14 protein-coding genes and 1 tRNA gene are annotated in these 12,147 nt (G+C 44.7%); 6 read left to right on the top strand and 9 right to left on the bottom strand.

Annotated elements, in window-relative coordinates; all coding sequences use genetic code 11:
- Positions 1-22 precede the first annotated feature (22 nt).
- The 5 genes from flgD to NDJ01_RS09835 form a co-directional block, all read right to left on the bottom strand.
- Positions 23-733, bottom strand: coding sequence for a flagellar hook assembly protein FlgD (flgD, locus tag NDJ01_RS09855; protein WP_005393125.1), 711 nt, complete (start codon positions 731-733; stop codon positions 23-25).
- Between the two features lie 17 nt (positions 734-750).
- Positions 751-1,164: a flagellar basal body rod protein FlgC gene (flgC, locus tag NDJ01_RS09850; protein WP_005393132.1), complete on the bottom strand. Its 414-nt coding sequence runs from the start codon at positions 1,162-1,164 to the stop codon at positions 751-753.
- 5 nt (positions 1,165-1,169) lie between these two features.
- A complete protein-coding gene (gene flgB, locus NDJ01_RS09845; protein ID WP_005382026.1) occupies positions 1,170-1,565 on the bottom strand; it encodes a flagellar basal body rod protein FlgB in 396 nt (131 codons plus the stop codon).
- 307 nt (positions 1,566-1,872) lie between these two features.
- Positions 1,873-2,700: a protein-glutamate O-methyltransferase CheR gene (locus tag NDJ01_RS09840; RefSeq protein ID WP_005382024.1), complete on the bottom strand. Its 828-nt coding sequence runs from the start codon at positions 2,698-2,700 to the stop codon at positions 1,873-1,875.
- Between the two features lie 11 nt (positions 2,701-2,711).
- Positions 2,712-3,638, bottom strand: a complete 927-nt coding sequence (locus NDJ01_RS09835) for a chemotaxis protein CheV (RefSeq protein ID WP_005382022.1) — start codon at positions 3,636-3,638, stop codon at positions 2,712-2,714.
- A 76-nt stretch (positions 3,639-3,714) separates the two neighbouring features.
- Here NDJ01_RS09835 and flgA point away from each other — a divergent pair, with 76 nt between their 5' ends.
- From flgA to NDJ01_RS09820, 3 genes are all read left to right on the top strand, one after another.
- Complete coding sequence (gene flgA / locus NDJ01_RS09830; protein ID WP_005393139.1) at positions 3,715-4,461, top strand: flagellar basal body P-ring formation chaperone FlgA; 747 nt, start codon at positions 3,715-3,717, stop codon at positions 4,459-4,461.
- 116 nt (positions 4,462-4,577) lie between these two features.
- A complete protein-coding gene (gene flgM, locus NDJ01_RS09825; RefSeq protein WP_005382018.1) occupies positions 4,578-4,892 on the top strand; it encodes a flagellar biosynthesis anti-sigma factor FlgM in 315 nt (104 codons plus the stop codon).
- A 27-nt stretch (positions 4,893-4,919) separates the two neighbouring features.
- A complete protein-coding gene (locus tag NDJ01_RS09820) occupies positions 4,920-5,345 on the top strand; it encodes a flagella synthesis protein FlgN (RefSeq protein ID WP_046874280.1) in 426 nt (141 codons plus the stop codon).
- 112 nt (positions 5,346-5,457) lie between these two features.
- On the opposite strand, the gene flgP is transcribed toward NDJ01_RS09820, so the two are convergent.
- Positions 5,458-5,889, bottom strand: coding sequence for a flagellar assembly lipoprotein FlgP (gene flgP, locus NDJ01_RS09815; RefSeq protein ID WP_047009552.1), 432 nt, complete (start codon positions 5,887-5,889; stop codon positions 5,458-5,460).
- Positions 5,890-5,898: 9 nt separating this feature from the next.
- Positions 5,899-6,537, bottom strand: a complete 639-nt coding sequence (locus NDJ01_RS09810; protein ID WP_258586642.1) for a FlgO family outer membrane protein — start codon at positions 6,535-6,537, stop codon at positions 5,899-5,901.
- Between the two features lie 169 nt (positions 6,538-6,706).
- Here NDJ01_RS09810 and NDJ01_RS09805 point away from each other — a divergent pair, with 169 nt between their 5' ends.
- The 3 genes from NDJ01_RS09805 to NDJ01_RS09795 all read left to right on the top strand — a co-directional run bounded on the left by NDJ01_RS09805 (position 6,707) and on the right by NDJ01_RS09795 (position 8,878).
- Positions 6,707-7,840 (top strand): flagellar assembly protein FlgT, encoded by a 1,134-nt coding sequence (locus tag NDJ01_RS09805; RefSeq protein WP_005393145.1) that lies wholly within the window; start codon positions 6,707-6,709, stop codon positions 7,838-7,840.
- A 177-nt stretch (positions 7,841-8,017) separates the two neighbouring features.
- Positions 8,018-8,094: transfer RNA gene (locus NDJ01_RS09800), tRNA-Arg, on the top strand.
- A gap of 277 nt (positions 8,095-8,371) precedes the next feature.
- A complete protein-coding gene (locus tag NDJ01_RS09795) occupies positions 8,372-8,878 on the top strand; it encodes a hypothetical protein (protein WP_031780328.1) in 507 nt (168 codons plus the stop codon).
- 113 nt (positions 8,879-8,991) lie between these two features.
- Here NDJ01_RS09795 and NDJ01_RS09790 read toward each other — a convergent pair whose 3' ends face one another.
- Both NDJ01_RS09790 and gltX read right to left on the bottom strand, forming a co-directional pair.
- Entirely contained in the window at positions 8,992-9,954 is a 963-nt protein-coding gene (locus NDJ01_RS09790; RefSeq protein WP_006743033.1) for an OmpA family protein, read from the bottom strand.
- 640 nt (positions 9,955-10,594) lie between these two features.
- Entirely contained in the window at positions 10,595-12,022 is a 1,428-nt protein-coding gene (gltX, locus tag NDJ01_RS09785) for a glutamate--tRNA ligase (RefSeq protein WP_005393148.1), read from the bottom strand.
- Positions 12,023-12,147 lie beyond the last annotated feature (125 nt).

Raw genomic sequence — 12,147 nt, 5'->3', positions numbered from 1 at the left:
CTCCTAATCTAACGAGCTATGACTACGCTTTGCCGACTTCCAAAACTTCTGCAAGTCGAACTGGCGATTCAAAACCAGCCAGATTGAGTAATACGTTTCCGTCACCTTTGCCGAGCAATACGCTATTTACGTTGGCATATGTCGATACTGGGAACTCTTGCGACTCCCCTTCAACTAAGCCAGACGCTTTCACTTTGTATTTGCCAGCAGGCAGTGGATTTCCGCTTTCATCTTTACCGTCCCAAAGCACACGCGTGTCGCCGGCTGGTTTCGCTCCTACCTCAAAAGTACGAACCAGTTGGCCAGCTTCATCCTCTACACGAACAAACAGATTATCGATAGATTGTGAAAGCTTAACCATTGCCGCCATTGGCGCGTCGTCCTGCTTCACACCTGCCGCTCCTGGGACCAATACGTCACGTCCAACCAAAGAGGAAGCTTGTAACGCTTGGTTTGATGTCATTGACGAGTTCAAACTCTCAAACTGAGTGTTCATCTTGCCAATGCCATCAACGGTCGCAAATGAAGCCATTTGCGCAATCATCTGGTCATTACTTACCGGCTTAAAAGGGTCCTGTTGAGACAATTGCTTCGTGAGCAATGATAAGAAGTCTTCCTGCTTTAGGTCCTGCTTACCCGTGCTCTCTTCCGTCTTCTTGTTACTCTCTTGTAGACTTTTAAGCTGGTCGATATAGGACAAGCCGCTTTGACCAACGTTGTTAATTCCGGCCATACGCTACCTCCTTATCCTTATTGACCCATCTGCAGCGTACGCAGCAGCATTTGTTTACTAGAATCCGCTACTTGCACATTGGTTTGGTATGCGCGAGAAGCTGAAATCATGTTCGCCATTTCTTCCATTACATTCACGTTCGGCTTGTAGATGTAGCCTTCTTCGTTTGCAAGGGGATGGTCTGGGTTGTACTCCGCACTCAGCGGTTTATCGCTTTCTACAATGCCCATCACTTTCACTGGCACCGTATCACCGCCACGCATGGCGTTACTTAACTCAGCTCCAAACACAGCATGGCGCGCTTTATAAGTGTCTTTCGCAGAGCTGCTGACACTGTCGGCGTTCGCCAAGTTGCTTGAGGTAGTGTTCAGACGAACGGATTCAGCGCTCATTGCGGAACCTGTCACATTGAAAACGTTAAATAAGCTCATCTAAATTATTCCCCTTTGATTGCTTTGGTTAAGTTCTTGAATTTGCTGCCTAGAAAATCGAGTGATGCTTGGTGTCTGATTTGGTTTTGCATAAACAAGTTACGCTCTAAATCCAAGTCTACCGTGTTGCCATCACCCGTATCAGGCTGCGTAGGAAGACGATATAGCTTGTCCCCGACCAACGTTGTAGTGGCAGGAATATGCCGACCATCCGTACGACTAAGACCAATGCTTGCCCCAGATGTTGCCGCTTGCAATTCCTTCGCAAAGTCTAAACCTCTTGCTTTGTAACCAGGCGTGTTGGCTTGTGCAATGTTGGTGGAAATCACCTCAGCATTGCGCTCACGTACGCCCACCGTGTGCTGGTGGATGCCTAGTGCATTGTCAAAAGATATAGCCATGTTTGCCTCTACAATTAAGAACTGACCGTGATTGATAACCAAAAAGCAATTAGCATGCCAAAAACATAAAGCGCTCTATCTACTTAATAGCTATCACCCATTGGAATAGCAATAAGTGAGCCAAAGTGACTGGAATGTCATGTCGTTTCACTTTGTTCACTTAATAAAGATACACCGTGATGAGGGAACAAAGCAAAATCGCGCTTCAATTTAACAAGTGAAAACGTGGAAACACTCGAAGGCAGGAAACCAGCAAACAAAAAAAGCCTGACACGAGGTCAGGCTTTTTATCAATGAAGAGATACCGCTATTTAAGCTTGTAAATGATACCCGGATTACAGCGCACCATTTCAAATTTATCAGTCAGACCAGTTAGCGACTCTGATGCCCCTAACAGCAGATAACCACCTGGGTTTAAGCTGCTCGCCATTTGGTTAAGCACTTTTGATTTCATTTCCGGTGAGAAGTAAATCAGCACGTTGCGACAAAAAATAATGTCGAACTTACCCATCAGTGCATAACTGTCCATCAAGTTTTGTGGACGAAAGTTCACCAAACGTTTGACGTTGTCTTTGACTTTCATACGGCCACCGTCCGCATTCTCAAAGAAGGTGCGGCGACGTTCTGGTGAAAGTCCGCGCCCTAGAGCCAAATTGTCATACACACCTGCACGACACATCTCGAGCATACTTGCTGAAATGTCTGTTGCTGTAATAGACACGTTTGGTAACAAACCCGGCTTGCGCTGTTGCGTTTCCAGAATCGTCATTGCAATAGAATACGGCTCTTGGCCCGATGAACTGGCTGCAGACCAGATCTTGATTGGGCGCTTGCTTGCCGCTACTTCAGGCAATAATTTGTCAGCTAAAACTGTGAACGGATAAGTATCTCGAAACCACAAGGTTTCGTTAGTCGTCATCGCGTCCACAGCGGCCACTCGTAATTCACGATTGCGCCCTGTAACAACATCACGTAGCAAATCTGATAACGATGCGAGCTTAAACTTCGTCACTAAAGGACTCAGTCGGCTACGCACAAGGTATTGCTTGCTATCACCTAACACGATGCCACATTGCGATTCTAGAAAACGGCTAAAGTCACGATACTCTTGATCACTGATTGTAATAGCAGTCATTAATGTCTCTTTTATTGTGTTAATGCAGATTTAACCGCGTTACCCAATTCATCTGGGTTAAATTTCGCAATGAAGGTATTGGCACCTACACGCTCAACCATAGCCTGGTTGAATACACCACTTAATGAAGAATGGAGGATAACATAAAGGTCTTTCAAATCGGCATGTCTGCGAATTTCAGCCGTTAAGGTATAGCCGTCCATTTCTGGCATTTCAATATCGGAAATAACCAACGAAATTTGATCGTAGATATTGCCTTCTTGAGCCATTTCAATCAACTTATTGTACGCTTCTTTGCCATCTTTGACAGATACGACCTCGAAACCGATTGATGTAATCGCACGCTCTACCTGTTTACGCGCGACAGTCGAGTCATCGGCAATCAATATACGGCGTACAATAGGCTTTTCTTGTTCTGCTTGCGCGATTTCTTCACCGATAGCAGAATCCATCGTTTCATCAACCGGCGCAATCTCTGCCAGGATTTTTTCAACGTCAAGGATTTCAACCAGCTCGTTGTCGATGTTCGTCACTGCGGTCAAGTAGTGCGCTTTACCCGCACCGTCTGGCGGTGGCAAAATCGCTTCCCAATGCATATTGATAATACGCTCAACCGATGATACCAAAAATGCTTGGATCGTACGGTTAAATTCTGCGATAACAACAAAACATTTATCCAGATCAGTGGTTGGGCGGCCACCAATTGCCAGGCTCAAATCAATAACGGACACGGTATGGCCGCGGATATGAGCGATACCTTTTACCAGCGGGTGTAGATTTGGCATTGAAGTCAGCTTAGGGCACTGCAGTACTTCTTTCACTTTGAATACGTTAATGCCGTAGCGCTGTCGGCCCATCAGTCGAAAGGTCAATAATTCCAATCGGTTCTGACCGACGAGTTGCGTACGCTGATTCACCGAGTCAAGAATCCCCGTCATATGCTCATCTCCATCTCAAACTTTTTGTTTTTAAATGATACTCTACCACTGGCAAGCACGATACCAGGGAGACAGTATGGCGTATTTCACTTTCACTTCGACACCATTGACTATGACAATATGTAGAGCGCTAATTACAAAGTACGCTAAGTCTATCGGCATTTTGCTCAGTATGTTTAGCTTTTTTGTTCATTCAGCTTCAGATAATCAGATCGAGCAAATAAAAACGGCAGCAGAACAACATATTCTTGCTACAGTTGATCAGCCTGATGGTGGCGAGCTATCTGTTAATGCGGCAGATATAGACTCGAGAATAAAAGCAACGGATTGCCCAGTGCCCCTAGATACGTCAGCTTCTTCCACCAGCAGTACTCGAAGCAACATCAATGTTCTAGTGGAATGCCCACCGGATGACTGGAAAGTCTATGTGCCTGTACGGATCTCGGTATCGGTGCCAATGATAGTCGCAACACGAACGCTAGGGAGAGGAGAAATCGTCAGCGCATCGGATGTCACCACTTCTATGATCGAGCTGCAGCGCTTTCGCAAAGATGGCTTTTCTAACTACGATCAAGTGGTTGGCGCAAAGCTAAAACGCAACGTTCGCTTAGGTGATGTTGTTGAGCGTAATGATGTCTGTGTCGTTTGCCGGAATGAAAAGGTCACAATTAAAGCGGTGAATTCTGGCATGACAATCACCACACAAGGCACAGCATTGCAAGATGGTGCTGCTGGCGATCAAGTAAGAGTGAAAAATGATAAGTCACAGCGTATAATAGAAGGCATAGTGACTGGCATTGCGGAAATCACTGTTAATTTTTAATACCCACTGGTAGCGTGTTTAAACTGATCAATAAAAATGCAAAAAATGACTAAAGTTATTTTTGCACTGGTCGATAGTCTGGATACCAGTATTACGATACAAGGCAAAGGTTAAACATGGCAGGTATAGATAATATACGTTCAGGGCAAATGATGACGACGACAAGTCGTGCACCTGCGCGTAACGATTCCAATGCTACCAGCACGACTGAATCGAAAAAAGCACCCGCACAACAAGACGCTGTATCACTCAGCCAGCAAAGCAAAGCCGTTAGCAAACTCCAAAAAGATATGGCAGCTTCTCCGGCCTATGACAGCGCCAAAGTGGCGGCAATCAAAGAAGCAATCACAAACGGTTCATACAAAGTCGATCCTGAAAAATTGGCCGACAACATGATTAAGTTTGAAAACGAATTGCAAGGCAAAAGCTAACTGACTTAGGCCGAAGGTAAGTATTTTATGGCAGCATTAGTCGATCTCGTCAATTTCCAACTAGAAAATGCTAAGGCACTTTCTGCTGTTTTGCGTCAAGAAACACAAGCGATAACTGCGCGTGTCTCTACCGAGATTGAGAGTATTGCCAAACAGAAGATGACACTCATTGATCAGCTTAGAACAACTGATCAGCGAATCGCCTCTCACCCGCACGTCAATCAACTTACTGAAGATGAGCACCTAAGTCAGGTTGTTGCTCAAATCCAATCGATCGTCCTCGACTGTCAACAAGTCAACAAAGTAAATGGTGAATCGCTTAGTCGCGCACAGCTGAGTTTTAATAAACTCAATAACATGCTTCAGCGAACTCATGGCAAAGTAGGCATGACCTACAATGCCGGTGGCAAAACCCACACTATTTCGACACTTGGCACCAATATAAAAGCCTAAACGTCACTCCTACCCCACCATCTCTAGAATGTAGATATAAAAAAGCGACTCATTGTTGCCAATCAGCCGCGGGAAAGATTATCTGGTCTTCTGAAGTAATGCGCTTAGTGCATTAGAACAAGGTTTGTTGACGCTTCTCAGGCACCTGTTGAACTTCTCCGTAATCACGTAGCTTATCCATTTTACGAATATCAAGACGCAGCTCTGTCACGTAACTGTCCTCAACAAGATAACTACGCACAACTTCTGCACCGCGAATCACACCATCAACCGCACCTGTAGTGCTCTCAATACCTAAACGCTGGTCTTGCAGTTCTGCACGTCCACTAACGCGCATGCCATACACTTGTTCTGCCAGTTCACGGTATGCATCAATTTTTGATGCGCGCATTGCTCGTACGCGCTTTTCTTCTACTGTGCGGCCTGTTTGCTCACTGACACTCGCATAACCCACTGCCACTAAGATTTCATCTTGACGCATCTGTTGTAGTGGCTGACACCCCACCAATACCAGTGTGGCAATAATAAATAATAACTTCTTCATGCTTCTATCCTATGGACGCAGAATCACAGTGTACGGCTGACGAATGGTTGGGTCTGAGCGAATCAACACGCCATCTTGCGTACGGATACTGTTTAACGTATCTAAGTCACGACCAATACGGTCAGCCGGAAGGAAACCCTGCGCCGTTGCTACAACCACACGGCTCTGCATACCGACCACACGTGCATTGACCAGCACCCCGCCCTCTTGGCGAAGCATCGTGCCGGTCAGTACATACTGAATTTGTTGCTCTTGCGCCAGATCTTGCCAATCACGGCTTAAAGCAAAATCGCCCTGCTGCGTCACTTGGATAGAGCCCATAGTTTTGAAATCAACCACTTTAAACCCTCGGCGCTGGAACTGATGGATAAAACCTTCCGAGACCGAGTTACCTAACCAGTTTGTTGCATCCATATTTTGTAGATCAACAAACGAGGTAATCGCAATCGGTGTCCGCGCAGATACCGCCACATTAGAAACCATCAGGTCTTCGGTCATGCTTTCAATGAAAAAGTCCATCGTATGACGTGGACTATCCATAAGCATGAACTGGCTTCCCGAGTACGGTTCTTTACCATTGTAAATCGGTGAGTACGCGCACGATGTCAGAAGCGTCATCATCGATGCGGCGACAAGCCACTTTTTCATGGTTTGATTCTCCAGATAATCTTAGGTGATACCGTTCTTGATTAATTCCTTTCTAAGAAAGTGAATATTGGAACAGTCTTTGCTTTTCTTTGTTTGCCTAACGAAGAAAAATCCACCAAACTTCACTGAAATTGTTAAAGCAATATTTATACCCGAACGGTTGTAATCAATGAAAAAAATATTAAACAGTCTGTTTTTAATCACTTTAGTGATGCTTGTGCCTTTTAAAGTAATGGCATCTTGGTATGAAGTAACAGGCGTTGCCACTATCGTTTCTTCAGAAGAGACGGCAAGGCTCCATGCGTTGGAAGACGCGCTGTTCAAAGCCGTCAATTTTTCGGGCGCAGATATTGGCAGTATTAGCAATTTGATGCCGCTGTTAGAGGAAAGCCGTAACGAGTACCAGTTTACCAACCATGAAGTCCGTTACATTTTGGTCGAGTCTGAGCGTAAACGTCGAGGTAAAGTCGAGGTAAAAATTCGCGTCGATATTTATCCATCGGCAACGGGTTGCCACACCGATCAATACAAAAAGACGATCCTTGTCGGCAATATTGAGGTTGCCTCACCACAACAAGCGGTGATGGGACAGATTTACCAAGTGGGTGACGATTTTAGCCGCGTGGTGAATCGCCAGCTGGATCAAACCTCTCGCAGCTTTGTGTCTGTGGGTACAACGGACTATTCAATTAGCAGTAACTATCCCGCTCGTACTCAAATGATCGCACAAGACAACGGCGCACAATACATCATTGGGGGAGTCATTACCGATCTCACTGCGACGGTCGAATCTCAACTACTGCAAGATGACATCATCAATCGTCAGTTTGCGTTAGAGATGAAAGTATTTGATGGTAAAACTGGCCATGAAGTCTTCAACAAAGCCTACCGTGAAGTGGCGCGTTGGCCATTTGCCAAAACGAGCCAAGTAGATACTCGCAGTGCGCGCTTTTGGGCGTCAACCTATGGCGAGATGATGCTACGCGTTAGTCGCAATATAATGCTGGATCTAGAGTCAGAGCTGTCTTGCAAAATTACGCTGCCAGAGGTCGTCGCAGTCTTTGGCAATACGGTAACGATGGATCTCGGCCGTATGCATGGCGTAAAAGAGGGAGACAAATTGCAGCTTTGGCACACCGCATCATTTATCGACCAAAACGGACTACCAAGAAATAAAGTATCGCAAAGTGAAATTACATTGACGGTATCACGTATATACGAACACGAAGCCGAGCTGACGATTGATCAGCCAAATTTAGCGTCTAGTGTTCAAATTGGCGACGTAATGAACAAGATCCTATAAAAGCAAACATTAAGTCTTGAGATATGCTCACTTTTGAATATCATAGGCAGCGCATCTTATTTGATTATACCAATGACCGTAGTGAGTCGTTCAAAGTGATACTGATAAAGACCTAAACAAAGTTACTAGGTTTGCATTCAGTAAAACGGTTCAATGAACTGCAACTATTGGTATTACGCCCCCATGGCACAGCTGGATAGCGCAGTCCCCTCCTAAGGGACAGGTCGTAGGTTCGAATCCTACTGGGGGCGCCATATCATAGCCTTAGCTCCCACTTGAGCTAAGGCTTTTTTGTATCCACTATTTCGAGCTTCACAGAGCGTTTCCAAGTAACGTGTGAAACAATTTCCTCAGTAATCAATATGATCGCCTCGCTCCTTTACTCGACGAGATAAAACCTTTTACTGATCCGATCTCTTCCCCTTGAAATCATTTCAACAAGCCCTATTTACAGTTTTGTATTTTATTACTTTAATTATCTATGAGTTTTGCTTACCCTTTTAGCTATTAATAAAATTATTAGTTAGCACTATGTCTAAGAGCAATTTAATAACTAACACTGGACACCGCTTTATTTCTAAAGGCAAGACTGCCTTTAAGATTCATATCCATACCCCCGAGGACACGGTACTGCACCGCTCGGTTGGGTTTGTTCGTATTGGAGAAAAGAAAGGCTTACAAAAAGCCATTAAGCTGAGAAACGAATTAGGCCGGCAAATGTGGGGCAAATTTTGGCGACGTCTTTTGAAGGATCCTTACCTCATGACCAGACTCCCACACAGCGTTGAGCCAAAAATTGTTCACAAGCCTAACCCCACTCTTGAAAACCCAGATAACCGAGATACGTGTTACATCGCTAAGTGGCGAGAGTTCAATGATGACGGTGACTACAAATACAAAACGGTGGTTCGCTCTATTAGTAAATACGGCAAGCTTGCCGCCTACATGCAAACCAAAAAAGCGTTGTTAGAAGCACATAAAGACAACTTGGAAATCCTAACATTCATGGGGCGCTTAAACAGCATTGACCTCAAGTGATGTTTACCGTTTTTAACTTTTCAGTCCGTTTCAAATAGAAATGAAAAAGCCCCAAAGAGCGAACTCTTTGGGGCTTTCAGCTTCAGTCTTCTATACTGCGGTCGGATAGGAGCTTATTGCTGAACTTGGTATTCAAATTCTGGAACAACGATTTCTACGCGACGGTTTTGCTGACGACCTTCACGAGTGTCGTTTGAAGCGATTGGGTTGTTTTCACCTTCGCCACGCGCTTGAATACGTGATGAATCAATGCCTTTTTCAACAAGTGCGTTAGCTACAGATTCAGCGCGTTTCTCAGAAACTTTTAGGTTGTAAGCTGCTGGGCCAGAAGTATCTGTGTAACCTACAACTTCAACGTTCGCTTGTGGGTGCTCGTTTAGGAAAGCAACTAGGTTATCAAGTTTTGCAGCGCTCTCTGGTTTTAGAGTTGTGCTGTTTAGATCGAAGCTACCAGTACCGATTGTTTGAGTTTCGAATGTTTTCGTTACAACTACTGGCTCTTCTACGACTTCTTCTACAACCACTTCTTCAACAACAACTGGCTCTTCTACGATTACTGGCTCATCGTTGCCACCGAATTTGAAAGAAACACCCAGTGTTGCTGTGTTACCTGTCGCACGAGTTACATCGTTGCTGATATCAGTCAGAGTTTGGTATTCCGCACGAGCAGTTACGTTTTGGCTTAGGTTGAACTCAAGGCCAGCTGCGCCTAGGTAAGAGTAATCATCTTTGCCATCAAACATTACGTAAGCGCCACCCACTTTACCGTAAAGTGCGATGTCTTCAGTGATTGGTAGGCTGAATTTAGGTGCAAGAGTGATTGCTTCTACATGACCACCGAAAGAAGTTTGGTTAAAATCACCGATGTTGTCGAAACCTGCTTCTACTGCGAAGTATTTATTCATTTCGTAACCAACAAAAGCGCCAAGAGTAGAGTCGTCTTTGTCACAAGCCTGGCCCGCTACACACGCGTCTTCCATCCATGACTTACCCATCTTACCACCAACGTATACTTCTGCTTGTGCTGCTGAAGCCATAAGTAGAGACGCTGAAATTACCGCTGCTAATTTTTTCATTATTGATTCCTCTAAAGAAGTTCTTTTGTTAGATGCCGAAATGCGCCGTCTGACTGACGTTGTATTTCAATTCTTTTTATTCATTCCTTGAGTGAGATACTTAGTCAGCTTCTTTTTATGCACATGCATTTTTTTTATGGAAGCTACTTACGTACATTTCCTGTTCAGTGATACATATCGCCATCTCGGTATCACTGACGGGGTGAACTATAACGCTAAGAAATCGCGAGAAAAATCCCAATTCTGTCAATTTATTGTCATCAAAAATCTCAACAACATGTGATCTTAAGCAAAAAAATCCCCACACAATCACGACGCAAACGTTTGCTTTATTTTCTGGAACACTACAACTTAAGCAAAGATTTTTCTTAAAAATGAGACAACAAAAAGGGAACTTTAAGGATCATGGATAAAAATCATACATATATTTGATATATAACCGTTCACTTTTTATTCACAACAAAGATATTTGGATTAAAAAATCTTATCCATACCTAGGTGAATTACGGTCCTAAATACCACATCCTTCACCGACATATGAGAAGGTTTCTCATTATCTAAGGTTCAGATACAAAAAAGCCGCGGGTGTTTACCGCGGCTTTGTGACTATTTATTCAAAAGAACGTTTAGTTCAAAGCAATTATGCGTTTGCTTCACGCTCAGCAATGAACTCAAGCGCCATCTTAATACGAGCAACACAACGCTCTTTACCAACCAGTTCCATTACTGCATCGACAGAAGGAGACTGACCGCCGCCTGTTACAGCAACACGTAATGGCATACCGATTTTGCCCATGCCGATTTCTAGCTCTTCACAGACTGCAGCGATAACGCCATCTTTGATGTTTGCTGTTGTCCACTCGGTCAGTGCTTCAGCTTTCGCTAGAGCAAGCTCTAAAGGCTCTTTAGCCACACCGCGTAAGTGTTTCTTCGCTGCGCCCGCTTCAAACTCAGAGAAATCTTCGTAGAAGTAACGGATTTGCTCAGCTAGCTCAACCAGCGTGTTGCAACGCTCACCCACTAGCTTGATCACGTCAGTGATAGCAGGACCATTCGTTACGTCTAGTTTTTGTTGATCTAGGTGCCATTGTAGGTGCTCTGCAACGTACGCAGGATCTGAGTTTTTGATGTAATGGTTGTTCAACCATTGCAGTTTGTCCGTGTTGAAGGCAGACGCTGACTTAGATACTGCGTTTAGGCTGAATAGGTTGATCATCTCTTCTTGAGAGAAGATTTCTTGGTCGCCATGAGACCAACCTAGACGCACTAGGTAGTTGTTTAGTGCTGCAGGCAAGTAACCCATATCGCGATATTGCATGACCGATACAGCACCATGACGCTTAGACAGTTTCGCACCGTCATCACCCAAGATCATTGCACAGTGCGCAAACGTTGGTACTGGCGCACCTAGTGCTTCGTAGATGTTGATTTGACGAGGCGTATTGTTGATGTGGTCTTCACCACGAACAACGTGAGTGATACCCATGTCCCAGTCATCCACTACTACACAAAAGTTGTAAGTAGGTGAACCGTCAGTACGACGAATGATTAGGTCATCCATTTGATCGTTGCGGATTTCAATGCGACCACGGATTTGATCATCAAATACTACGCTGCCTTCTTTCGGGTTACGGAAACGGATAACACATGGATCGCCATCTTTTGCCGCTTCGTTTGCCGCTTTGATTTTCGGATGGTTCGCATCGTAACGAGGCATTTCTTTGTTTGCTTCTTGCTCTGCACGGATTTCATCTAGCAGCTCTTTAGACGCGTAACATTTGTAAGCTTTGCCTTCTGCCAACAGCTTATCAACCATTTCGTTGTAACGGTCAAAACGTTGAGTTTGGTAGTAAGGACCTTCATCCCACTCCAAGCCTAGCCATTCCATGCCTTCAAGAATTGCATCAACCGCTTCCTGAGAGTTACGCTCAAGGTCTGTATCTTCGATACGTAGAACGAATTCACCACCTTGGTTTTTAGCGTATAGCCAAGAGTAAAGTGCAGTACGCGCACCACCAACGTGTAGATAGCCAGTTGGGCTAGGAGCAAAACGAGTTTTAACCGTCATTTGAGTTCCTTAGGGGTAATGAGCAACGAGAGATCTCTCGTTGTAATGTCAAGGATAAAAGTGGCGACATTTTACCACCGTAAGTCAATTCTACAATCGGTTTGACACCAGAAATACAAACAGGG

Origin of the sequence: Vibrio sp. HS-50-1 (genome assembly GCF_024747315.1) — a bacterium.
In the GTDB taxonomy this organism is placed as follows: Bacteria; Pseudomonadota; Gammaproteobacteria; order Enterobacterales; family Vibrionaceae; genus Vibrio; species Vibrio diabolicus.
The sequence above is the reverse complement of the archived record's forward strand: the minus strand, read 5'-3'. Positions and strand labels throughout refer to the sequence as shown.